General features: G+C 66.3%; 21 protein-coding genes. 5 read left to right on the top strand and 16 right to left on the bottom strand.

Features of this window, described 5'->3' with window-relative positions:
• Positions 1 to 9: 9 nt before the first annotated feature.
• Positions 10 to 1,725, top strand: a complete 1,716-nt coding sequence (locus tag AAHB16_RS11050) for an ATP-binding cassette domain-containing protein (RefSeq protein ID WP_191002332.1) — start codon at positions 10 to 12, stop codon at positions 1,723 to 1,725.
• Here AAHB16_RS11050 and AAHB16_RS11045 read toward each other — a convergent pair.
• The 4 genes from AAHB16_RS11045 to AAHB16_RS11030 form a co-directional block, all read right to left on the bottom strand.
• On the bottom strand, positions 1,697 to 2,167 hold the full coding sequence (locus AAHB16_RS11045; RefSeq protein ID WP_150374181.1) for an RES family NAD+ phosphorylase: 471 nt from the start codon (positions 2,165 to 2,167) through the stop codon (positions 1,697 to 1,699). The genes AAHB16_RS11050 and AAHB16_RS11045 overlap by 29 nt on opposite strands.
• On the bottom strand, positions 2,164 to 2,622 hold the full coding sequence (locus AAHB16_RS11040; protein ID WP_342050863.1) for an antitoxin Xre/MbcA/ParS toxin-binding domain-containing protein: 459 nt from the start codon (positions 2,620 to 2,622) through the stop codon (positions 2,164 to 2,166). Before AAHB16_RS11040 ends, AAHB16_RS11045 begins: the two co-directional genes overlap by 4 nt.
• A 128-nt stretch (positions 2,623 to 2,750) precedes the next feature.
• Positions 2,751 to 3,173 (bottom strand): DUF1801 domain-containing protein, encoded by a 423-nt coding sequence (locus AAHB16_RS11035; protein ID WP_342050862.1) that lies wholly within the window; start codon positions 3,171 to 3,173, stop codon positions 2,751 to 2,753.
• A gap of 71 nt (positions 3,174 to 3,244) precedes the next feature.
• Positions 3,245 to 4,510 carry a 4-aminobutyrate--2-oxoglutarate transaminase gene (locus tag AAHB16_RS11030; protein ID WP_342050861.1) on the bottom strand — a complete coding sequence of 422 codons (1,266 nt, stop codon included), beginning with the start codon at positions 4,508 to 4,510 and terminating at the stop codon, positions 3,245 to 3,247.
• Between the two features lie 97 nt (positions 4,511 to 4,607).
• Between AAHB16_RS11030 and pdxR the strand changes: the two genes are divergently transcribed.
• Together pdxR and AAHB16_RS11020 are read left to right on the top strand one after the other, a co-directional pair.
• Positions 4,608 to 6,128: a MocR-like pyridoxine biosynthesis transcription factor PdxR gene (gene pdxR, locus AAHB16_RS11025; protein ID WP_446718082.1), complete on the top strand. Its 1,521-nt coding sequence runs from the start codon at positions 4,608 to 4,610 to the stop codon at positions 6,126 to 6,128.
• Positions 6,129 to 6,185: 57 nt separating this feature from the next.
• Entirely contained in the window at positions 6,186 to 6,962 is a 777-nt protein-coding gene (locus AAHB16_RS11020; protein WP_150374177.1) for an IclR family transcriptional regulator, read from the top strand.
• 43 nt (positions 6,963 to 7,005) lie between these two features.
• On the opposite strand, the gene AAHB16_RS11015 is transcribed toward AAHB16_RS11020, so the two are convergent.
• From AAHB16_RS11015 to AAHB16_RS10975, 9 genes are all read right to left on the bottom strand, one after another.
• Positions 7,006 to 7,734: a class II aldolase/adducin family protein gene (locus tag AAHB16_RS11015; RefSeq protein ID WP_223851830.1), complete on the bottom strand. Its 729-nt coding sequence runs from the start codon at positions 7,732 to 7,734 to the stop codon at positions 7,006 to 7,008.
• Positions 7,735 to 7,829: 95 nt separating this feature from the next.
• Positions 7,830 to 8,504 (bottom strand): FMN-binding negative transcriptional regulator, encoded by a 675-nt coding sequence (locus AAHB16_RS11010; protein WP_150374176.1) that lies wholly within the window; start codon positions 8,502 to 8,504, stop codon positions 7,830 to 7,832.
• Between the two features lie 10 nt (positions 8,505 to 8,514).
• Positions 8,515 to 9,501: an alpha/beta hydrolase fold domain-containing protein gene (locus AAHB16_RS11005; RefSeq protein ID WP_342050860.1), complete on the bottom strand. Its 987-nt coding sequence runs from the start codon at positions 9,499 to 9,501 to the stop codon at positions 8,515 to 8,517.
• A 55-nt stretch (positions 9,502 to 9,556) separates the two neighbouring features.
• The gene (locus AAHB16_RS11000; RefSeq protein WP_150374175.1) at positions 9,557 to 10,495 is read right to left on the bottom strand and encodes a 2-hydroxyacid dehydrogenase; all 939 of its coding nucleotides are present in this window, start codon (positions 10,493 to 10,495) and stop codon (positions 9,557 to 9,559) included.
• The gene (locus tag AAHB16_RS10995; protein ID WP_446718086.1) at positions 10,492 to 12,213 is read right to left on the bottom strand and encodes an ABC transporter ATP-binding protein; all 1,722 of its coding nucleotides are present in this window, start codon (positions 12,211 to 12,213) and stop codon (positions 10,492 to 10,494) included. The genes AAHB16_RS11000 and AAHB16_RS10995 overlap by 4 nt, the downstream gene beginning before the upstream one ends.
• Positions 12,214 to 12,215: 2 nt before the next feature.
• Entirely contained in the window at positions 12,216 to 13,082 is an 867-nt protein-coding gene (locus AAHB16_RS10990) for an ABC transporter permease (RefSeq protein WP_150374174.1), read from the bottom strand.
• A 21-nt stretch (positions 13,083 to 13,103) separates the two neighbouring features.
• The gene (locus AAHB16_RS10985) at positions 13,104 to 14,045 is read right to left on the bottom strand and encodes an ABC transporter permease (protein ID WP_342050858.1); all 942 of its coding nucleotides are present in this window, start codon (positions 14,043 to 14,045) and stop codon (positions 13,104 to 13,106) included.
• Positions 14,046 to 14,078: 33 nt separating this feature from the next.
• The gene (locus AAHB16_RS10980; RefSeq protein ID WP_342050857.1) at positions 14,079 to 15,695 is read right to left on the bottom strand and encodes an ABC transporter substrate-binding protein; all 1,617 of its coding nucleotides are present in this window, start codon (positions 15,693 to 15,695) and stop codon (positions 14,079 to 14,081) included.
• Between the two features lie 59 nt (positions 15,696 to 15,754).
• The gene (locus AAHB16_RS10975; RefSeq protein WP_342050856.1) at positions 15,755 to 17,245 is read right to left on the bottom strand and encodes an amidase; all 1,491 of its coding nucleotides are present in this window, start codon (positions 17,243 to 17,245) and stop codon (positions 15,755 to 15,757) included.
• A gap of 267 nt (positions 17,246 to 17,512) precedes the next feature.
• Here AAHB16_RS10975 and AAHB16_RS10970 point away from each other — a divergent pair, with 267 nt between their 5' ends.
• Positions 17,513 to 17,956, top strand: coding sequence for a lytic transglycosylase domain-containing protein (locus tag AAHB16_RS10970; RefSeq protein WP_223851675.1), 444 nt, complete (start codon positions 17,513 to 17,515; stop codon positions 17,954 to 17,956).
• Positions 17,957 to 17,986: 30 nt separating this feature from the next.
• On the opposite strand, the gene AAHB16_RS10965 is transcribed toward AAHB16_RS10970, so the two are convergent.
• Positions 17,987 to 18,760, bottom strand: coding sequence for a response regulator transcription factor (locus AAHB16_RS10965; protein WP_150374169.1), 774 nt, complete (start codon positions 18,758 to 18,760; stop codon positions 17,987 to 17,989).
• 19 nt (positions 18,761 to 18,779) lie between these two features.
• Here AAHB16_RS10965 and AAHB16_RS10960 point away from each other — a divergent pair, with 19 nt between their 5' ends.
• On the top strand, positions 18,780 to 19,181 hold the full coding sequence (locus tag AAHB16_RS10960) for a hypothetical protein (RefSeq protein ID WP_150374168.1): 402 nt from the start codon (positions 18,780 to 18,782) through the stop codon (positions 19,179 to 19,181).
• 60 nt (positions 19,182 to 19,241) lie between these two features.
• On the opposite strand, the gene AAHB16_RS10955 is transcribed toward AAHB16_RS10960, so the two are convergent.
• A complete protein-coding gene (locus AAHB16_RS10955; protein WP_342050855.1) occupies positions 19,242 to 21,341 on the bottom strand; it encodes a TonB-dependent siderophore receptor in 2,100 nt (699 codons plus the stop codon).
• A 183-nt stretch (positions 21,342 to 21,524) separates the two neighbouring features.
• Positions 21,525 to 23,729: an HrpF/NolX family T3SS translocon protein gene (locus AAHB16_RS10950; protein WP_342050854.1), complete on the bottom strand. Its 2,205-nt coding sequence runs from the start codon at positions 23,727 to 23,729 to the stop codon at positions 21,525 to 21,527.
• Between the last annotated feature and the right edge of the window lie 169 nt (positions 23,730 to 23,898).

Raw genomic sequence — 23,898 nt, 5'->3', positions numbered from 1 at the left:
CTACCCTCCATGTCCTTTGCTCATCTTGTGGCGGGCCTCATCAGCCCGTATATCCGGGCATTCCATTTGATCAGGGCGGTCTATCCGGCGTTGCCCTGGCATCTGGTGCTCTGTTCCGTCGTGATGATCGGTGTGGCGATGCTCGCGGCATCGGTCCCGGTGTTCCTGAGCGCCGTCGTTGACCGGATTTCGGTTCACGGCGAGCGAGGTGTCGCGAGCTGGCTCCCGATCTATCTGCTGGCACTCGCTTATGGCATGGCCTGGACACTTTCCAACATCATGGAGTGGTCCAAAGGATTGGTCAGCGCCTTTATCCTCGTTCGATGCGATGCGGCCGTCGCGGAGAGCTTCTTTCAGCGCATCATCCGATGGCCGTATGCGCGGCAGCGGACGCTCGATCTCGGCCAGACCGTCGCCGAGATCCGACGCTCGATGAGTAGCTTTGGCCAGATCAACCAGGCCATCTTCTGGACCATTCTGCCTGTGGCAGTCCAGCTCGTGATCGTGTTTGGCGTCATTTGGGCAAGGCTGGACGCCGTCGTCGCGACCATGTTCCTGATGTCGATGGCGCTACTGTTCGCGCTGGCTGTATGGATCGCTTTGCGAAGCCGGGATGTGCATGCCTCACTGTTTGCCATCCAGAACAAGCTGGCCTCACGGCTGACCGAACGTCTGGCGAAGTTCTATGACATCAGGATCAACGCGGCCTATCGGGAAGAAGAGGCTGGACTGCATGCCGTGCTCTCGCAGCACAAGCGGGACATCATGGCCGCGAACGCTCGGATGGCCTCGCTGATGGCGGTACAGATTGGCGCCATCGGACTGATCCTTGTCATCACGCTCACCTACGCGGTCCATCGCGCGGAGGCGGGCGCATACACTGCCGGCGACTTCGTGATGGTCGCGACGTACCTCGTACAACTGACGATGCCGTTCGCGCTGATCGCATCGAGCCTGATGCAGCTTCGGGGCCATTATCTTGCGATGAGCACATGGTTTCAGTATCTCGGCGTGGAACCAGAGCCCATCCGAACCGCGGTACCGACGCAAGACACGAGCCAGAACGTTCTGTTTGAACTTAAAGATGTGTCGCTATCGCTAGACGGCGTCCCAATCTTGCGCCAAACGAACTTCACCATCTCTCGCGGACAAGTCATCGCCATCATGGGCAAATCCGGAACGGGTAAGTCGACGCTCCTGAACGTCATGCTGGGCTTGCAACCCGTCGATCAGGGTACGGTCCGCTTTGACGGGCATCTGGTCTATGCGCGTCCTTTTGCAGACCCGTTGTCACAGATCGCCGTCACGCCTCAACATCCGACGATCAATCGCGGTACGCTGCGCGAGAACCTGCTGTACGGACTAGAACGTTCTCCTGGCGATCCGGCACTGCGAAAAGTCCTTGCCGATCTGGAACTGGATGCGCTTGCCGACGGCATGGAGGATGGCCTGAATGCGCCTGTCGGCGAGGGAACGCGCGCGTTGTCCGGCGGCGAGAAGCAACGTCTGGCCATCGCTCGGGCGCTATTGAAAGGATGCCGTACGTTGATTCTCGACGAGCCCACGTCATCGATCGATCTGGCTCAGGAAGCACGCGTACTCAAAACAATCCGAGCGTATGCGGACACCGTCATTATCGTGTCGCACCGCAGTGCGGTGCTGGATATGGCCGATATCGTCGTCACGCTGGACACCATCAGGCCAACAACCGTGCATCGAACGTAAAGGTGGAGACATCGGTCACGCGGACCGCATCCATCTCCGCATGCAACGGATTGAGCAACAGATTGACCTCCGCCGGGCAGACGATCGAGGGGACTTTCATGGCCAGGTGGTTGCCCTTTTCGATCCACGCCTGGCCGATGGCCATCGTGGATCTTGGGTCCTGGCCCGCGGTGTTCCAGTCGGGGGGAATGTCCGGGACGAACGCGCTGGCGATGCATGCGTCGGGGATGTCGATGGTCACCAGGAAGTGCTGGGCCGCCGGCATCAGGCCGCCCAGATGTACCAGCGCCTCCAGCACCGCGGTCGATGGATTGCAGCAGGTGTAGACGACCCGCGTGCCGCGGGGGTTCCAGCGGCCGCCCGCGAGGGCGGCGCCGTTGCCGCTGAGGTCGTCCGCTTGGTAGCGTCCCGGTTTTTCCTTGGCGAGGCGGTACACCCTCATACCGGAATGCCAAAGGCCGCGCGTGTCAGGATGTCCCGCACCCGGTCGTAGCCCGGCTGGGAGTCCAGGACCTCGAGCGGCTTCATGCCGTCGAGTTCGAACAGCGGCTTTTGCATCCACTGCGAGGCGAGCGTGGCGTCCTCGAGGACGTCGGTGGCCAGTTCGTGGACGTACAGCACACGGGCGACCTTGTCGGACTCGGGGGCGGACAGACGCTCCTGCTTCGACATCTTGCGAAGCATGGTGGAACTGGGGAGGCCCAGACCGCTGAGTAGCGTTTGTACCGGAACGCGAAGCAGCTCCCTGGCCACGCGCTCCACCATCACGGCGTTCATACCTTCACGGATCACTTGTCTTTGCTCCAGTGCGCCCATCTGCTTCAGGAAGACATCGAAGTCATCTGGCTGGGTGCCTAAGCCAGTTGCGCCGGGTGCAGACGTGGAAGTGTTGGCCATGTTGCACGCTCTCGTTTGGTGGATTGGATACTCCCATTCTAGATGGTCTCGAATGAAAGTCAACAGACTCCCATATGAGAGATATTGCAATCTGTGTTGCGCGTGCCCGAGAGTCGCTTACGCGCGCACTACAATTTGCCGCCGCCTTTGCTGCGCTTGACGATCCTGGCGCGGTTCAGCGCCACCGCCGCCGCGATCAGCGCACGGAGCGCGGGCTCGTCGATCGTGTCGCCTTCGTGGAAATCGATGGCCCGTCGCGTATTGCCCTCGAGGCTCGCGTTGAACAGGCCCGACGGGTCGTCGAGCGACGCGCCCTTCGCGAACGTCATCTTGACCGCGGCCTTGTAGGTTTCGCCCGTGCAGACGATGCCGTGATCGGACCAGACCGGCACGCCGCGCCATTTCCATTCCTCCACGACATCGGGTGCGGCCGCGCGGACGATGGCGCGGAGGCGCGCGAGGGTTTCGCCGCGCCAGTCGTCGAGTTCACGAATACGCGCGTCGATGAGTGCCGATGCGGGGGCGGCAAGTTGCGAGTCGGTCGGTGCCATGCGGTCTCCTTGGGCCGGACTTCAGGTTTTGCGCCAGCATAAACGACTGAAGTCCGGCCGCCCGCGGCGACCTACCCGGCCAGGGCCGTCGCCAGTACCGCCAATGCCGCATCGAACTGCGCCTGCGGAATCGTCAGCGGATACAGGAAGCGGATCACGTTGCCGTGGACGCCGCACGTCAGCAGGATCAGGCCCGCTTCCAGCGCGCGGGTCTGGACGCGTTTGGCCGCCTCGGCGCTGGGCGCACCGGTGGCCGGGTCCGTGAACTCGGCGGCGATCATCGACCCGAGGCCGCGCACTTCCGCGAGCGCGGGGCAGCGCGGGCGCAGCGATTGCAAATGCTCGGTCAACTGCGCACCGAGCGCGGCGGCGCGGTCGCAGAGCTTCTCTTCGGTAATGGCATCGATGACCGCATGGGCCGCCGCGACGGCCAGCGGATTGCCCGCGTAGGTGCCGCCCAGCCCGCCGGCCTGCGGCGCGTCCATGATCTGCGCGCGGCCGCTGACCGCGGAAAGCGGCATCCCGCCCGCGAGGCTCTTGGCCATCGTGATCAGGTCCGGCTCCACGTCGTAGTGCGACATCGCGAACAGCTTGCCCGTGCGCGCGAAACCGGTCTGCACCTCGTCGGCGATCAGCACGATGCCATGGCGATCGCACACGACGCGCAGACCCCGCATAAAGTCCGCCGGCGCCGGATGGAAACCGCCCTCGCCCTGCACCGGCTCGAGGATGATGGCCGCCACGCGCGAGGGATCGATATCGGTCTTGAACAGCGACTCCAGATCCGCGAGCGCCTGGGCCGTGGTCACGCCGCGCAGCGCGTTCGGGAACGGCGCGTGATACACGTCCGCCGGGAACGGACCGAAGCCGACCTTGTACGGCACCACCTTGCCCGTAAGCGCCATGCCGAGCAGCGTGCGGCCATGGAACGCGCCCGAGAACGCGATCACGCCCGGACGGCCCGTATGCGCGCGGGCAATCTTGATGGCGTTCTCCACGGCTTCCGCGCCGGTCGTGAACAGCGCGGTCTTCCTGACGCCCGAGATCGGCACCAGCGCGTTGATGCGCTCGGCCAGCGCGACATAGCTCGGGTACGGCACGATCTGATAGGCCGTATGGGTAAAGCGCCCGAGCTGCGCGGTAATGGCCTCCACCACGCGCGGATGGCGATGGCCCGTGTTGAGCACCGCGATACCGGCGGCGAAGTCCGTGAAGGCGCGGCCTTCGATGTCCCACAGCGTCGCGTTCTCGGCGCGGTCCGCATAGAAGTCGCACATCACGCCGACACCGCGCGGCGTGGCCAGGGATCGGCGTTGATCGATATCGAGGTTTTTCATGGTCAGAGTGGCGAAAGGCGTTGGAGGAACGGATGCCATTTCAGTCCGATTTGGCCCTACAATCCAGCACCGCTTTGACAAATCGTTTGGTGCCAATTTGAAATCGATCTGCGCCGATCTGCTATTGCAGCGTATGGGGCCCGATGGCGTCGCATCGCTCGCGCGGCCGCTCAATCGCGCGCTGTACGCCTGCGTGCGCGGCGCAATCCAGGATGGCAGCCTCGCGCCCGCCATGCGCATGCCGCCGCAGCGCGACCTGGCCGCGGAACTGGGCCTGTCGCGCAATACGGTGATGTTCGCGTACGAGCAATTGCTCGCCGAGGGCTACCTCACCGCGCGCACGGGCAGCGGCACGTTCGTGGCCGATACCGCGCCCGAGCGGTTTCTCAACGCGTCGGCCGTCGCCAGCACGCCCGCCGCGGCACTGCGCGGAACCCATGGCGCGGCGCCCATGCAGGGCCTGTCGCCGCGCGGCCAGCGGCTGATCGCCAATGCCTCGGCCTCCGCCACGCAATGGGGCGCCTTCATGCCCGGCGTGCCCGACCTCGCCCGCTTTCCGCACCGGCGCTACGCGCAGATCGCCGCGCGCCTGTGGCGCCAGCCCCATCCCGAATGGCTCAGCTACAGCCACGGCGGCGGCCTGCCCGCCTTGCGCGAGGCCGTGGCCGCGCATCTTCGCGTGGCGCGCTCCGTGCGCTGCGATGCCTCGCAGGTCCTGATCACCGAAGGCATCCATCAGGCGATCGACCTCGTCGTGCGCATGCTTGGCACGCCCGGGGAAACGGCATGGGTCGAAGAACCGGGCTACTGGGGCATACGCGGCGTGCTGGAAGTCAGCGATATCAATATGGTGCCGATGCCCGTGGATGCGGAAGGCATGACGCTGCCGCCCACCGGCGACGCGCGTTTCGGCTGGCACCGGCCGGCACCGCGCTTTATCTTCGTGACCCCGTCGCACCAGTACCCGCTGGGCGCGGTGCTGAGCCTGCGCCGCCGCCGCGAGCTGCTGGAGCTCGCGCGCCGCCAGGGCAGCTGGATCGTCGAGGACGACTACGACAGCGAATTCCGATTCTCCGGCCAGCCCATCCCGTCGCTGCAGGGATTGGAATCCGACGCCCCCGTGGTCTATATCGGTACGTTCAGCAAGACGCTCTATCCCGGGCTGCGCATGGGGTACATGGTGTTGCCGGCGCCGATCGCGGCCGCGTTCCAGACCGCCCATGCCGAGCTCTATCGCGCGGGGCACCTGATGACGCAGGCCACCGTGGCCGAGTTCATGCAGGCGGGCGACTATGCCGCGCATATCCGCCGCATGCGGCCGCTCTATGCGCGACGGCGCGCGATGCTTGCGGGATTGATCGAACGGTACCTGGGCCCCGGCGCGCTGCACGAACATGCGAGCAACGCCGGGCTGCATCTGGTATTGCGGCTTCCCGATGGCTGTGATGACGTCGCCGTGGCGGCGCGGGCGCGGGCACGCGGCATCACGGTGCGGCCGCTCTCGCGCTATTACATGTCGCCTTCGGCCGCGCGCGGGCTACTGCTCGGTTATGCCTGCGTGCCCGAGGAAGCGATTGCCCCGGCGTTCGAGGTTCTGCTGCAATGCCTGCACGCGTAGGGATGGCATCCCGGTATTGATATAAGATACCGAGCATTCGATATTCAATACCCCATCATGAGCGAGCGCACCAATACGCTATTCGTCCAGTCCCTCGCCAAGGGCATGAGCCTGCTGGAGGCGTTTGCCGACCATCCCGGCCCGCTCACGCTCAACGAGCTCGCGACGGTTTGCGACATGGACCGCAGCGCCGTCCAGCGCATGGCGCATACGCTCGTTGCGCTCGGCTACCTGGAGCGCGGCGCCAATGGCAAGGCGTTCCTGCCCGGCAAGAAGATTCTCGAGCGGACCTTCGACTATCTGCGCAGCGTGCCGCTGCTGGAGCGCGCCACGCCGCTGATCGTCGATCTGCAGAAGGAGTCCGGCGAGCGCGTGGAATTGAGCCTGTTCGACGATCTGACGATCATCTTCGCGCTGCGCCGCCAGACCAAGCGGCAGACCTTCACCAGCACGCTGATCGGCCGGCGGCTGGCCACGATCCACACCGCGAGCGGCCGTGCGGTGATGTCGCATATGCGCGACGAGCAGGTGGACGACATCCTCGCGCGGACGGACTCCCGCCCGCTGACGAACAAGACCATCACGGATCACGACGAGATTCGCGCGCGCGTGCGCCAATGCCGGGTGGACGGCTATGCGGTGGCGCTCGAGGAAAGCATGCTCGGGGAGATCAGCCTCGCCTGCGCGATCGTCGACCACGAGGCGCGCCCCATCGCGGCGATCGATATCTCGGGCTCGCTCGCGGACTGGAGCATCGACGATTTCGCGCGCCGTTTCGCACCGCTGCTGATGAGCGGCACGAAGGCGCTCAGCGGCAAGCCGGGCCTGTCCTGACCCGGCACCCCCAGCGCCGCAACCGGACTTGCAGCAGCCGGACTTATAGCAACCGGACAGCGGCGTTCCACACGCGCTGGCAATACTCGGGCGCGGTCGGACGCTCGTACTGGCGCGCGGTCCGCTCGCACACTTCCGGGGACGGATACACGAGCTCCGCGCCACCCGACGTCGCCTTGATCTGCGCCTGGCACGCCCGCTCCAGGTAATAGATATTGACGAACGCTTCCTGGATGGTATTGCCCGCGGCCAGCAACCCATGGTTGCGCAGGATCATCGCCTTGTGGTTGCCGAGGTCGGCCACGAGCCGCTCGCGCTCCTCGAGGTCGAGCGCGATGCCCTCGTACTCGTGGTACGCCAGGCGGTTGTAGAACCGCAGCGAGTGCTGCGAGAGCGGCAGCAGGCCCTTGCGCTGCGCCGACACCGCGATACCGTCGGCCGTATGGGTGTGGATCACGCAGGCCAGATCGTGGCGGGCCATATGCACGGCCGAATGGATCGTGAAGCCCGCCGCATTGACGCGCTGCAGGGCAGAATCGCCGTTCTCGACGGCACGCCCTTCCGTATCGATCTTGACCAGCGTCTCGGGCCGCATCTCGTGGAACAGCACGCCGTAGCGGTTGATCAGAAAGTGGTCCTCGCTGCCCGGCACGCGCGCGCTGATATGCGTGTCGATCAGGTCGGTCATGCGGAAATGCGCAATCAGCTGGTACAGCAGCGCGAGGTCGCGGCGGACCGTCGCTTCGGTCTGCGGCTCGTTCAGGCCCGCCAGCGGGTCGGAAAACGCATCGGATTCCGCGGGTGGCGCGGTGGTCACCGTGGCAATTACATCATCGAGGTTCAACGTCGGCTCCTTGGGGATTTCGGTCACTCTTTGGTCATTACCTGCGTCATGACAGGCGGTATGGCCCCCTGCATGTCGGCATGGTCGCGCATCAGCGCGGCCACCGCCAGTCCCTGCGGCTCGCCCAGGGCCTCCAGCGCGCCGATCACGCCCATGCGATCGGCCACCGATTTGTCCTGGTTGAGCTTCATCTTGCCTTCCAGCGCGGCGATGGGTATCCGCACGCCCGCAATCGCGCCCATGCGCTGGCGCGTGGTCTCGGCGGGCATGCCCTCCAGCGTCCATGCGCCGCTCGGCGGCCGCAACGGCATATCGTATCGCGCAACGGTCCGTTCGAGCAGATCGAGCACCTGTTCCGCGTCGTCCAGCACCGTCGGCGCGCCGCGCGCATGCACCGCAGTGTAATTCCACGTCGGGAATGTGTGGCGGTTCTCGTACCAGCTGGGCGACACGAACGCATGCGGCCCCTGGAACACGACCAGCGCCTCCGCCCCCGCGCGCAGGTCCGCCAGCTGCGCATTGGCGCGGGCCATATGGGTATAGAGCACGGGCTCGCGCGACGTATCCAGCAGGAACGGCAGGTGCGTGACGTTGACGCGCGCCCCGCCGAACGTGATGAGCGATGCAAAGCTGTGCGCGCGCATGAACGCGTGCAGCGCATCGGCATCGTGCTCGGCGTATGCGGAAGGTGTGTACATGGCGGCCTCCTCAGCCGGCCTTGCGCTGCAGCCAGCGCGCGGTATCGTCGAAGGCCTCGCCGGCCACGTCGGCGATGGACACCGCCTCCAGGAAGCTGTGCACGGTGCCCGGGTAGATCTTCGATTCGACGTCGGCGCCGATCGCGCGCAGCCGGCGCTCCAGTTCGACGTTGTCGTCGTACAGCGGATCGCACTCGGTGATGACCATGAACAGCGGCGGCAGATTCTCCAGCGAATCGCCGAGGATGTTGTAGCGGCGGTCGTAGAAGTCCTGCCCCTTGCCGATATGAAGGCCACGGAACCAGATCATCATATGGAGCGACAGGCCGTAATCTCCGGCGCCATACCGCACCACGGAGTTGCGGAACAGGTTGTTGCTGTAGGAGCCGTAGTTCAGCACGGCACCGCGCAGCAGCCCGGCCTCCCCTTCGTCGCGCAGCGTCAGGCATGTGCCCATCGACAGGTTGCCGCCGGCCGAGTCGCCGCCGACGAACAGCTGCTTCGGATCGATGCCGAGCGTCGCGGCCTCGGCATGGACCCAGCGCACGACATCGACGCATTCCTCGAGCGGTTGCGGAAACTTGGCCTCCGGCGCGCGCGTGTAGTCGATGCCGATGACGACGATGCCCGCGCGCGCCGCATACTCGCGCATGACGCGGTCATGCGTATCGATGCTGAACAGCACGAAGCCGCCGCCATGGATATAGACGAACGCGCCCGGCATGACGCGCTCGCGCGGCGTGTAGATGCGCACGCGCACCGGGCCATGACGCGTCGGCACATACTGCTCCGTCGTCTCGGCCATCTCGGGGCCGCCCTGCGCCCATGGCGCACGCACCGCCTCGCCAATGCGGCGGCCTTCGGCGATCGATACGGTATCGCGGCGCGGATACCTCGCGGCATCGGCCGCCATCTTGCTCAGAAACGCACGAATCTGGGGGTCCACGGGCGCGGGCGCGCTCGTGGGCAGGGTGAAAGCGGGATCTTCGGGGTGCATCGAAACTCCGGAATCAGGGAGACTGCATTCGGTCATCGGGGAATGGCGCGGGGCGTCAGTACCCGCGTGCGAGATCTACGGTATTGCGTAACGGCTCGCCGCTGCCCAGGCGCGCGACGTTCGCGGCGACCTGCCTCACGATCTCGGCCGACGAGGCCATCGACGCCATATGCGGCGTGACCACGACGCCGGGGCAGCGCCATAGCGGACTGTCTTCGGGCAAAGGCTCCACGGGAAACACGTCGAGCACGGCGCCGCGCAGATGCCCGGTGGACAGCGCGTCGGTCAGCGCATCGACGGCCAGATGCTCGCCCCGGCCGCAATGAACGATGGCCGCGCCGCGCGGCAGCTGCGCGAACGTGCGCGCGCCCAGAATGCCGCGCGTGGCATCGGTCAGCGGCAGCAGGCAGATCAGCACGTCAGTGCGTGCGAGGAAGGCCGGCAGCCCTTCGTCGCCATGCCAGGTGGCCACGCCATCGATCTCGCGCGGCGAACGCGACCAGCCGCCCACGTCGTAGCCATCGTCGCGCAGCGTGCGCGCCACCACGCCGCCAAGTTCGCCCAGGCCCATCACGCCCACGCGGCAGTCGGCGGCGGGCCGCAGCGGGAGCCGCTTCCAGACGCGCTCGCGCTGTTGCATCGCCATATGGTCGAAGTCGCGATGGAAATACAGCACCGACCAGCGCACGTACTCGACCATGCCCTGCGTGAGCCCGGGCTCGACCACGCGGCAGACGGGCAGCCCGCGCGTGTCCTGCCCCTCGAGGATATTGTCGACGCCCGCGGCAATGCCATGGATCAGGCGCAGGCGCGGCATGCGCGCATAGATGCCAGGCGGCGGGATCCAGCACACGGCGATATCGGCCTCGAGGCAACGCGGGTCCGGCCACACGGAGACTTCCGCGTGCGGCAGCGCGTCCGCCATCAGCGGCCCGAAATAGTCGAGCGACGCGGACTGGCTGATGAAAGCGATACGGGTCGGTGCGAGGGTCATGCGAAACGTGCCTCCATGAAAGCCGGCGAACCGCCGGCGGGGGATTGCGGGCCCGCCGGCGCGACGGCGGGATCGCGCCCCGCATCGCCAGCGCCCTGCTGCCCCGGAATGGCCGCGACGAGGTCGCGCGTGTAGGCGCTCCGCGGCCGCAGGAACACGTCCTGCGCGCTGCCGGCCTCCACGATCTGGCCGCGCTGCATCACCACGATGCGATGGCACAGTCGCGCCGCGACGCGCAGGTCGTGCGTGATAAAGACGATGCTCACGCCGAGCCGCTCCCGAATGGACTCCAGCAGGTCGAGGATCTGCGCCTGCACGGAGACATCGAGCGCGGAGACGGCTTCATCGGCGATCAGGATCTCCGGATCCATCATCAGCGCGCGCGCGATGGACAGCCGCTGCCGCTGGCCGCCCGAGAACTCGTGCGGATAGCGGTCCAGCGCGCCGGCATCCATGCTGACCAGCTGCAGCATCTCGCGCATGCGGGCCTGCACGTCGGCATGGCTCGCGCCGAAGTTCATCGGGCCCTCGGCCAGCGTGCGGCCGATGGTCAGGCGCGGATTGAACGAGCGGAACGGGTCCTGAAAGACCATCTGCACGCGCTTGCGCCACGCGCGCGAGGCGCCGCGGTCCATCGACGACAGCGACTGCCCATCGAGTTCGATCTCGCCGGACGTCGGCACATTGAAACGTGCGATACAGCGGCCGAGCGTGCTCTTGCCCGACCCCGACTCGCCGACGATGCCGAGCGTCTCGCCACGGCGGACCGACAACGACACCGCATCGAGCGCGAGCACGCTGCGGCGGCGCGAGCGGAACATCGAACGCGTCTCGAAGCGCATCGTCAGATCGCGCACGGCCAGCGACGTGGGCGCGGACGCCGGCAGCGGCGGCGCGCGGAAGTCGCCGCGCGGCCGCGCGTCGAGCAACCGTTGCGTATACGGATGCTGCGGACGGTTCAGTACCTCGTCGGCGGTGCCCTGCTCGACGATGCGGCCCGACTGCATCACGATGACACGATCGGCGATCTCGGCGACCACGTCGAAGTCGTGCGTGATGAACAGCACGCCGTTCTCGTGATGGCCGGACAGTTCCTTGAGCAGCCGCAGCACCTGCGCCTGCGACGTGACGTCGAGCGCCGTGGTCGGCTCGTCGGCGATGATCAGACCCGGCTCCATGGCGAGCGCCATGGCAATCATCACGCGCTGGCGCTGACCGCCGGACAGCTGGTGCGGATAAGCATGGCGAATCGTCTCCGGCTGCGGCAGGTGCACGTCCGCCAGCAGCGCGAGCACGCGGCGGTCGCGCGCGGCGGCGTCCATCGCTTTCGCGTGGAACGTAAAGACCTCGGCGATCTGGTCGCCGATGCGCATCAGCGGATTGAGCGCGGTCATCGGCTCCTGGAAGATCATCGCCATGCGATGGCCGCGCAGCACCTGGAGCTCGGCCGGCGTGGCCCGCGTGATGTCCTGCCCGGCCAGCAGGATCTGGCCGGACTCGATCTTGAGCACGTCGCGCGGGAGCAAACCCATGACGGCGCTCGACGTCACGGACTTGCCGGACCCCGATTCGCCGACGATGCAGACGGTTTCGCGCGGGCGGACGATCAGCGAGACATCCTGCACCGCATGGCGGCGGTCGCCGCCGTCGGGCAGGCGCACCGTGAGGTTGCGGACTTCGAGGACCGGCGGGGAAGCTTGTTCGGTGGGTCGCGACATCATCAGCCCTTTCTGGTGCGCGACAGGCGCGGGTCGAGGCGATCGCGCAGCGCGTCGCCGAATACGTTGACGGAAAGGATCAGCAATGCAAGGAACACGCCCGGATAGAGCACGATCCACGGCGCACGCTGAAAGTACGGCCGGCCCTCGGCGATGATCGTACCGAGACTCGGAATCTCGGGCGGAAAGCCCAGGCCGAGGAAGCCGAGCACCGCTTCGGTGAGAATCGCGGCCGCGCATACGAACGTGGCCTGCACCACGAGCGGGTTGATCGTGCTGGGCATGATGTGGCGCCACAGCACGGTCAGCGGCGGCGTGCCCGCGCCGATCGACGCTTCCACGTACGGCGCCTCGCGCACGGATAGCACCACGCTGCGCACCAGCCGCGCGATACGGGGGATTTCCGGAATCGCGATCGCCAGCACCATCGTGACGATATTGGCACCGCCGAGCGCGACCATGGCCACGGCCAGCAGCAGGCCCGGCACGGCCATGATGCCGTCCATCACGCGCATGACCGGTGCATCGAGCCGGCGCACGAAGCCGGCCGCGAGGCCGATGACGAGCCCGATGACCACCGACAGCGCGCTGACCAGCGCGGCCAGCATGATCGACAGGCGCCCGCCATAGAGCACGCGGGCCAGCAGGTCGCGGCCGAGCGAGTCGGTGCCGAGCCAGTATTCGGCCGAGGCCGGCTTGAGCCGCATGCGCGGCGACAGCGAGGCGGGATCGTGCTGCGCGATATACGGGGCGCAGACCGACGCCACCACGAGCAACAGCAGCAGGCACAGCGCGATCAGCATCGCGCGGTCGGTGGCCACGGCGCGCGTGGCGCGCCGGGCGGTTCCGAGGGTCGCGGAGAAACTCATGATTCGGCTCCGTCCACCACGTCAGTAGCGGATGCGCGGATCGAGCACCACGTAGGCGATGTCGATCAGCAGGTTGATGAACACGTACAGGAACGAGAAGAACAGGATCGTGCCCTGCACCACCGGATAGTCGCGCGCGAGCACCGCATCGACGATGAGCCGACCGACGCCCGAGATGTTGAACACCGTTTCCGTGACCACCACGCCGCTGATCAGCGTGGTCAGCGCCACGCCCACGACCGTCACGATCGGGATGGCGGCGTTGCGCAGCGCATGGCGGAACAGCACGTAGCGTTCGGTCACGCCCTTGGCGCGCGCGGTGCGCACGAAATCCTCGCCAAGCACGTCCAGCAGGCTGGCCCGCGTAATGCGCGTGATCAGCGCCACGAAGATCGTGGCCAGCGTGATGACGGGCAGCACCAGATGCGCCAGGTAGTCGCCAAACCCTTCGGCCACGGGCGTGTAGCCCTGCACGGGCAGCCAGTTCAGCTTGACCGAGAACACAAGGATCAGCAGATAGCCGACCACGAACGCGGGCACGGAAAACGCGAGCACCGCGCCGGCCATGATGCCGCGGTCCGCCAGTCGCCGATGCCGCCATGCGGCGAGCACGCCGAACGGAATGGCCAGCACCACCGTAAGCAGGATGGCGCCGCCCGCGAGCGAGAACGTGGGGCCGAGCCGCGCGGCGATCAGCGTGGCCACGGGCTGCCTGGACAGCACCGAGTGCCCGAGGTCCCCCTGCGCCAGCGCGCCGAGCCAGCGCACGTACTGCGTGCCAACCGACTGGTCGAGGCCCATTTCGGTGCGGATCTGCGCGATCGTGTCCTCGCTCGCCATATCGCCGGCAATCACGCGCGCGGGGTCGCCGGGCGCGAGCCGCAACAGCAGGAACACGAGCGTGGCCACGATCAGCATGACCGGGATGGTCGAGATCAGCCGCTTGATGACGATGTCTAGCATGGTCTGCCTCCTTGGCTGCAAGCGTCCATGGCGTCAGGGCTTCGCGGCCCAGAACAGCGGCAGCGGCGCATCGACCATGTTGGCCAGGCGCTTGCTGTAACCCTTGTACTTCGAATACCCGCCCAGCGGCACGAAGAACACCTGGTCGTAGCTGAGCTTCTGGATGGACGCGGCGATCTGCTTGCGTTTGGCCATATCGCTCTCTCCAGCGAACTGGTCGCGCAGCTTCTCCATCTCCTCGTTCCGCGACCAGCCCACATAGCCCGCTTCGCCGCGGCCATCGAGGTTCGGGTTGATCACGGGGCTCAGCAGGTCCAGGCTGCTGAAGCTCGAATGGAAGATGCTCCAGCCGCCCTGCGCCACCGGTTCCTTCTTCGTGCGGCGGGCCAGCAGCGTGGCCCAGTCCATCGACTGGATTTCCACATTGAAGCCGGCCTGCTTCAGCGATTGCGCGGTGACGGAGGCAAAGCTGGACAGGATCGGCAGATCCGTCGGATGCAGGATCACGACCTTGGTCCCGTCGTAGCCGCTTTCCTTGAGCAGCGCCTTCGCGCGCGCGAGGTCCGGCTTCTTCGTCTGCGTGGCCCCCTCTTCCGAGGCATACGGCGACACGCAGGTCAGTACCGCGCCGCAGATCTGGTAGACATTGGCGTCGCCGATCTGCGCGTCGAGGTAATCGACCTCGCTCAGCGCGGCCAGCGCCGCGCGGCGGACCTTGACGTTGTTGAACGGGGGCTGGTGCCAGTTCATGCGCATCGTAAAGGCGTTGCTGTTCTTGCCATACGGCTTGAGCGCGACGGCCTTGACGCCCTCCAGCTGCGGCATCAGGTCCGGCGGCACGTCCTCGACGAAGTCCACCTCGCCGCTGCGCAGCGCGTTGATCGCGGTCTGCGCGTCGGAAATATTGACGAGTTCGATGCGGTCGACGAGCGCCACCTTCGCACCGGCAAACGCGGACGGCGCGTCCTTGCGCGGCACATAGTCGGCGAACTTCACGTACGTGGCCTTGACGCCGGGCTGGAAGTCGCCGGGCACGAACTTGTACGGGCCCGAGCCCACGACTTCGGTAATGGCCTGCGATGCGGGCGCGGCGGCAATCCGCCTGGGCATGATGAACGGCACCGGCGAACCGGGCTTGGCCAGCGCGTCCAGCATCAGGCCGAACGGATGCTTGAGTCGCATCTGGACCGTATCGGCGCCGCTGGCCTCCATCTTGTCCATCGCCGCCATCAGCCGCTGGCCCATCGGATCGCGATCGCCCCAGCGCTTGAGCGAGGCCACCACGTCGTCCGCGGTCACCGCCGATCCGTCATGGAACTTCAGCCCCTTGCGCAGCGTGAAGGTATACGTCAGCTGATCGGGCGAGACCTTCCACGCCTCCACCATCTGCGGCTGCGGCTTGCCCGCGGCGTCCATCGCGAACAGCGTGTCATAGACGAGATAGCCGTGATTGCGCGTGATATACGCGTTGGTCAGCACGGGGTCGAGCACGCGCAACGGCGCGTGCAGCACGATGCGGGCCGTCGTCGGCGCCTGCGCGTGCGCGGTCGTGGCGGCCGGTGCGGTGGCGATTGCCGTGACCATTGCCGTTGCGATGGGCAGCACGAGCGGCGCCAGCCAGCGGGAGACAGTGGAGGTGAACGGTTTCATGCCGGTGTCCTTTGGTAGCAAAAACGTGTGATTGGGGGCGTCGATGCAAGAGCCGGACCTTAGCCGGCGAGCGTCGGTTTGCGCTGCGACCACGGGGCCAGCGCCTCGAGCTGCGCGGACACGGCGAGCACCATGTCCTCGCGACCGAAATGGCCGATCAGCTGCGTGGCCACGGGCAAGCCCGCGTCGGTCCACGACAGGGGCAGGCTCGCAGCCGGCAGCCCCGCCGCGTTGATGACGGCGAGGAACGTCGCGTAGCCCGCGGCGCGTTCGCGGAACTCGCGGAACGGCAGATCGACGTCGAGCGCGAGGTAGCCGAGTTCGGCGGGCAGCGTCGTCAGCGTGGGCGTGAGCAGGAGGTCGTAGTCGCGCATGGCGGCCGCGAAGGCGCGGCCGATCGCGTGCAGGCGCTGCACCGCGTCGACGTAGGTCGCGGCGTCGAGGCCCTTGCCGATGACGTACGCCTTGGCCAGCACCGGTTCGATATCGTCGTCGCGCATCGCCCGGTCCAGGGCCTTGAGCTTCGTATCCACGGCCAGCGCCACATTGGTCGCGAGGATATTGCCGTGCGCGATCACGAAGCCCGAGTAGTCGAGCACGGGCAGGCGCGCCTCGGCGACGTCGTGGCCCAGCGACGCCAGCAGCCTGGCGGCATGCGTCACGGCCGCATCGCATTCGGGCGCGATGCCAATGCCGTTCCAGCCCTCGCGCAGGATGCCGATGCGCAGCCTGCCCTTGCCCAAATCACCCGCACCTCCCGTTACGGCCGTTGCATCGTCGAGCCGCTGCGCGCGGCGGACCACCTCGAGATACGGCTCCGGCTGCGGCGGCGACGCATAGGGGGCGCCCGGCTCGTAGCCGCCGATCGCATCCATTGCCGCGGCGGTATCGCGCACGGTCACGCTGAGTACGCCATCGGAGGCCATGCCGCCCCACCCTTCGCCGCGCGCGGGACCCATCGGCACCCGGCCACGCGACGGCTTCAGGCCGTAGACACCGCAGCACGCGGCGGGTATGCGGATGGAGCCGCCACCGTCGCTGCCGTGCGCGACCGGCACGATGCGCGCGGCCACGGCCGCGGCCGCGCCGCCGCTCGACCCGCCCACGGAACGGCCGAGGTCCCACGGATTGCGCGTCGGCGCGCCGTTGCGGCGGGCTTCGGTGGAGGCGCCCATGCACAGCTCCGACACGGTCGAGCGCGCAAAGGGGATCAGTCCGGCCGCCTCGAAGCGGCCGGCCACGGTCGCATCGAACGGATAGACCGTGTCGTCGAACAGGCGCGAGCCGATGCTCGATGGAAAACGGCGGTGGGCGAAGCCCGAGTCCTTGAGCAGGAACGGAATGCCGCGGAACGCGCCGCGCGGCTGCCAGTCCCGCGCGATGTCCAGCGATTCTTCATAGCGCGGATAGGTAATGGCATTCAGCGTGGGGTCCCACGCTTCGGCGAGGTCGATCGCGCAGCGCGTCAGCGCATGCGAGGTGGTCTCGCCCTTCTCCAGCAGTTCGGCCATCGCCAGGCCGTCGAGGTTACGGTAGTCGTCGAGGTTCATGCTTGCCTTAGGTATTGCATTGCAATTACTACGTATTGTTTAGCAATCATATTGCACACATCGTGCCAACGATAAAACTGGGGTTTCCCCTTGGCGGAGGCAGCGGAGCGATGGGTTTTGGTGCGCGGCGTGCGCGAAATTGGGTCGTGCGAGAACCGATGCACGAAGACGGGACATGCGAAGCGCATGCGCTGGCGGCGAATCGACCATCGCGGCGGCGTGGGCGGAGTGATTACCCTCGCCCTGTTTCTGATCCGGAGATTCGACTTGTTCCGCCCGTCCCGGTTACTCCTGCCCCTGATCGCGCTGGCAGCAAGCCCTGCCGCGCGCGCGGACTGCTTCGACGAGGCAGCCGCGTACCATCACGTCAATCCGCACGTGCTGCGAGCCATCGCCTGGGTGGAGTCGCGCAATCGTCCCGACGCGCGCAATGTGAACCAGAACGGTTCGATCGATTACGGAGTGATGCAGGTGAACTCGATTCACCTGCGCAAGCTGTCCGAGTACGGCGTCGATGCCTCGACGCTCATGGAGCCTTGCAAGAACGTGTATGTGGCCGCGTGGCACCTGCGCAAGCAGGTGGATCGCTATGGCAATACCTGGGCCGCCGTGGGGGCCTATCACTCGGCCACGCCGGCGCTGCGCGACGGGTATGCCGCCAAAGTCCAGGCCGTGCTGCGGCGGTGGGGGCACGACACTGGCGCGCAGTAGGCCTGCTCCCCTGTTGCGATCGGGCGCTCGCTACGCGCCCTGCATGGCGCCCCGCATGGCCCCCTGCACGTCCAGCGACGTCAGCGAGCCCATCGCATCCGATGCCCGCGTGCTCAGCGTGGCGTCCAGCCGGTAGCCCCCTCCGTACACGGCCTTGAGCTTGAAGCCCGCTTCGCCATCGAGGCAGAGCTTGCGGCGCACCTTGTAGATATGCTGCTCCAGCGCGCGGGAAACCTGCTCGGGCGGCTGGCCCCAGATGTCCATCGCAATGCGCGGCCGCGTCAGCAATGCCCCGGGCAGCGAGAAGAACAGCCACGCCAGCGCGAACTCCCGCGCGGTGAGTCCCACGTTCTGTCCGCGCAGCAGCGCCGTCTGCGAGGGCCGGTCCAGCAGATAGTCGCCGATTTCCACATGCGTGACCTGCCGGCTCCGTTCGCGCAGCCGCGCCACGCAGTGCGCGGTGCGCGCATGCAGCTCTTCCACGTGGAAGGGTCCCACCGCAATGTCGTCCCCGCCCATCGCAAACGCGCGCGCCATCGCGTCGCGCTGCGGGAACTGTCCGATCACGAGAATCGCGTAGTCGCTGCGCGCATGGCACGCGCGCCAGGAAGCGATGCGGCTGACCGCTTCGAGATCGAAGTCCGCATCGATCACGACGACGTCGATGGCCTCCCGCGACGCCAGATGGCGCAACAGATCCAGCCTGTCATGGAAATACGATGGATTCCAGTCGGTTTCCATTGTCGAGAAGGCCGCGATGGTCTGCCGCACGGCCTGATTCCGGGTGAGCAAGGCGAGTTTCACGGAGGATTTCCCCTTCTAGTTGAACCTGATGCCGCCGCGCTCCCGCTACGAGCGCGCCCTCCCTGTCAACGGAAGTGGCGATGGCGGCATTATTGTTGGTGAACGGCTGAACGGCTTAAGACGGCTAAACACAGACTTAAATGCGAGGCCGATGATAAGTAACTTGCGGGCGCGGTTCATCACCATCTTTTGCAAAACTGTAAGTAAACGCGGATTCACGGTTGCACCATGGCGTGCCCGCTGCGGGGCACGTGCCGCTAACGTGCGGGGATCGGTGCGTAACTTGCATGACACACGCCCCAGATTGGAAATTCCGCATCCGCACGATCGTGCGAGATTTAACGAAGGCACGGCAAAGCGCGAAATCGACCTGAAAGTGATAAAAAACATCCGCTTACATTTTGTTTCCAAAAGCGGATGAGGCGATTGCATGCAAACATTGCCGGCACATGCGCAGGGTATGCTTGCTGGTTAGGGGCGATCAGTAGTTGACGACCACGTTCAGCATGGCCACGCGCGGGTTGCCCACCGGCAGCACGTTGTTGTTGAGGCCGCCCGCGTAGTACGCCTTGTCGAAGACGTTCTTCACGTTGAAGGCCGCGCGCCAGTGGCTCGCGGTGTAGCCGACGCCCAGGTCGGCGACCGCATAGCCGGGCACCGTATAGCTGAAGCTGTAGCCCCGCTTGGCGCTTTCCCCGCGCGCGCCGACGCCCGCCCACCAGCCCGCCAGCGCGCCGCGGAAGCGGTACTGGGTCCATAGCGAGAAGCTGTGGCGCGGTACCGCATTGAGCGGCTTGCCGACGTTGGCCGCGACCGTGTCCTCCGTGACTTCGCTGGCGATATAGGCGTAGGCGCCGATGATGCTGAGTCCGTTGCCGAGATCCTGCGTCAGCTCCGCCTCGAATCCGCGCGAGCGCTGTTCCCCCACCGCCGAACTGAACCCGATATTGACGGGGTCCGACGTCAGCACGTTCTTGCGCGTCAGGTCGAACGCCGCCAGCGTCAACAGGCCCGTCTTGCCCGGCATGTCGAATTTCACGCCCACCTCCACCTGCCTGCCCTTCTCCGGCTTGAACGTGGCGTTGTTCACGTCGGTGCCGACGTTCGGCAGGAACGACGTCGCATAGCTGACGTACGGGCGGGCCCAATGCGTCAGGTCGTACATCGCGGCCGCGCTGCCCGTCACGGCCTTGTCGTCGTTATCGGTGCGCGTGTTCGCCAGGTGATTGGCGCTCGCCGAGCGCGCCGATTCATAACGCACGCCGCCGGTCACGGTCCAGCGCTCGGCAATCCGGATCTGGTCGCGGAAGTACAGGCCGAGTGCATTCAGCGAGTCGGTACTGTCGGTGTTGAAGTTCGTCGGGCAGTTGATGGCGGCACCGTAGACGGGGAAGTAGACATTCAACGCCGCTACGCGGCAGGTCTTCTGCAGCCGGTCTTCCTTCGTGTGCCGATAGTCGATGCCGAACGTGAGGCTGTGCTGGTGACCCGCAAACGCGAACGTCTTCTGGACATTGGTGTCCACGCCGAACGAGTCGCCCGAGAAGTCCTGCTGCGTGCCGCTGCGATTCAGGGTCTGGCCGTTCACGGCCATGGTGCCGGCCGTGACGAACGTGCCGGTGAGCGAGGACGTCTGGTAGCGCAGGTTCTGATTGACGGTCCAGCCCGAGTCGAACCGGTGGGTCAGCGCGTAACCGACGCGGTTCTGCTCGCCATCGTAGGGCTGCGCGCCCGGTTCGCCGATAAAGCGCGAGTTGGGCACCACGCCGTTGATGTTCGGCGTGATCGTGCCATTGACCGGCAGCCCCTGCTGCCGCACGTAGTGGCGCTCGTTATGGCTGAGCAGGATCGTGAAATCGGTGCGCTCGCCGAAATCAAGCGTCAGCGATGGCGCGATATAACGATTGCGGTACCAGACGTAGTCCGTGGCATCGTCGCTGTTCATCGCGAGCGCGGTCAGGCGGAACGCGGCCTTGCTGTCGGGCTTGAGCGGCGTGCCCACGTCGGCGGTCACCTGCCGCAGGCCGTAGTTGCCCACGGTGACGCCCAGTTCGCCGAACAGTTCGGGGCGCGGGCGCTTGGTGACGAGGTTCACCAGTCCGCCCGGCTGGACCTGTCCAAAGAGGATCGAGGCCGGGCCCTTCAGCACTTCCACCCGCTCCGCGCCGAACGTCTCCTGGGCGACGCGGTTGTTGCTGTCCACGAGCAGCGCGTCGGCAAAGATCGATTCCGACGCGCGCTGGCCGCGGATGATGAAGTCGTCCCAGCCGCGGCGGCCGAACGTGTTGGCGGAAACGCCGGCCGAATTCCAGAGCACGTCGCTCAGCGTCTGCGACTGCTGGCTGTCCATCAGGTCGCGCGTGATGACGGTGACCGACTGCGGGGTATCCGCCGCGGACTCGTTGGACTTGGTCACCCCCGCGGCGCGGCGGGTGGCGAAGCCGATATCGGTATCGGCGGCCGCGTCGGCACTGACCGTGACCGAGGGCAGGACCTTGCCGTCGTCGGCGGCGTACGCGGCGGAGGCAAGAAGGGAGAGGCATGCGAGGGCGGCGGGACTCAGGCGGTGGCGGGGCTGCATTGCGTCATTCGGCGTAACAATGTGATGGAAGCGCCGAATTATAAATGCAAATCATTATCGTTTAATCAAAACCACGATGCCATGTTTCCAAAGGAATACAAAGTAGCGGTGCCGACATGACAAAAAGCCGGGCACATGGCCCGGCTCGCCTCATCTCGAACAGGAAGGGCGGAGGCGTGATCGTCAGCCGTTGACGGCCTTGTGATACGCCTTGTCGGCCTCGTTGTACGCCGCGTCGGTGACCTGGTCCTTCGCGGTGTCCTTGATGGCTTCGGGCAGGACTTCCTTGACCGTGCGCGTGGCGCCCGCCTCGATGGCGTGTTCGGCCACATTGACGCCGCCCCTGACCACGGCGCCCATGCCCGGCACGCCGATGCCGCTGATGGCGGCGCCCGCGAGGTCCAGGCCGGCCTCCTTCTCGGCCGCCCGGATCTCCTCCTTGCTGCCGCCGCCGGCCGCGACCGATGCCACCTTCAGCTGGCCCGAGATAAAGCTCGAGCCGACAGAGATGGCGCCCGCGATGAGGTTGCCCACGCCCGGGATGATCTTGACCACCGCGCTGACGATCTGTCCGACGATCTCGACGATCTTGGAGAACACCTTGAGCACGCCCTGCAGGAACTTCATGAAGCCGCCGCCCTTGGACTTCTTCTCCTCGGGCTGATCCTGGATGCCGGCCTGCATCGCATAGGTCGCGGCCTGGGCTTCCGGCGTGGTGGGCTCGTGCGAGGGCGGGATCTCGGGAGGCGGCTGGTCCTTGGTCTTGAGCCTGCCGACGAACTTGTCGAGGTCATCGCCGCTGATCTTGCCGTCATCGGCCGCATGGAGCGGGTCGCCCGAGTGGCCGCGCTTGCCGTTGTCGAGCATGCCGAACAGCAGCGGATCGTTGAGCAGCTGATTGGCGGCCTTCTTGACGGCCTCGCTCGCGTTCGGATCGTTCGCGATCTTCTGCAGCTTCTCGCGGTTCATCGTTCCGTCGCCGAAGAACGTGCTGCGATTGTCCTGCAGCGTCTTGATGGTCTCGCGTTCGTCGGGGTTCAGGTTGATGTCCTGCGCGATGGCATCGCACAGATGGCCGCGCGAGATCGAGCCGTTGGGCGCGACCTGCGACCAGGCATCCGGATGCTGGAGCATGTACTGCGCGGCCGCGATGACCTGCGGCGGCATCTTGCCCATGTTGCCCGTGCCGTTGACGATGTCCTCGAGCGTCTCGCGCGAGATGTGCTTCGGCAAATAGTCCGAGTAGCGATACAGCTCGCGCATCGCGTCGTTGCCCGTCATCGGACGCGGTTTCGGATTTTCCTCGGTCTCGTCGGACGGGATGTAGTTGTCGACGAAGATCGCCGCCTGCTGCTGGTTGAACTCGCGGATTTCGCCGCGGCGCTCCGTCAGCCGCTCGATATCCTTCCCGGAGAACTTGCCATCGACCTTGCCGTTCTTGCCGGCGTCGATCATCGCGATCAGCGACGGGTTCTTCTGCATCTGCTGCAGTGCCTGGCGCAGGTCGTCGGGGGTCTTCGGATCGTCGATCTTGGCCTGGATGTCCTTCTCGTTCTTCGGCAGGTCCTTCTGGTGGCGGCCCAGCACCGCGACGGTCTGGATATCGGCGTCGCTCAGCGGCGTGGTGTCGTCGTTGGCGATGAACTTGGCGAAGTCCTTGGTGTCGGCGATATTGTCCTTGCCGCCGAGCTTGTCCTTGAATGTCGCGCCGCCATCGGCGGTCATCGCCTGCGCCGCTGCGCGCAGGTCGGGCGGCGCGTTCTCGTTGTTGGCCAGCGCCACCACGTCGTCATAGCTGAGCATCTTGCCCTGCATCGACGGATCGGTCTTCATCCAGTTGTACACCGTGCGTGTGCCCTCGCCGAATGTCGGGGGCGGGGGCGGCTCCTGGGGCGGTGGCTCCGGCGGTTGCTCCACCGGCGGCGTCTCGACGGCGTTCACGGGCAACCGGTCGGGAACGGGGGTCAGGTCGGGCGGCGTTTCCAGTGTCTTGTTGTCGGGCGGAATGACGAAGCCCGTGCTGACGTGCACGGGCAGGGTCTCGCGCACCACGGGCAGCGTGACGGGCGGACTGACGCCGTACTCGGACAGGTCGATCGGCAGGTCGGCCGGGTCTTCGAGGCCCGCCGCGACGAGGGTGGGGTCGCGCTGTAGCGAGACGAATTGCACCGGGCCATGCTGGGACAGCGGCAAGACCGTGCCGACCGGAGTCGGGAGCATCTGCGGCGCGTTGCCCTGCACCGGCAGCAGGATGCGGCCCGGCGCCTGCGGCGTGCGGAACAGCGCGCCGACCTGATCGTCGATTGCGGTGGTATCGGCGGGGGGTTCGTCCACCGAGGTGGGCGGCAGGGTCGCATCTGGGCGTTCCGCGGTGATTCGAAGGTCCATCGTTGCCTCTCGATAAGCTGACATGAATGACGCCGGCGCGCGCCGGGGCTCGGAGAGGATTATGGGAATCGTCCCGTGGCGTGCGGGGCCGGATGCGAAACGCAGCGTCCGCACGCGAATCGCTTCGCCGTGGCCATCGTCGGTTCGCAGGCGCGCTCGCGCCGCGCGC

The organism is Cupriavidus sp. OTU4054, assembly GCF_038440175.1.
GTDB classification, from domain to species: domain Bacteria; phylum Pseudomonadota; class Gammaproteobacteria; order Burkholderiales; family Burkholderiaceae; genus Cupriavidus; species Cupriavidus pauculus_D.
Note: the sequence above shows the minus strand (reverse complement) of the source record. Positions and strands in the feature narration are given on the sequence as shown.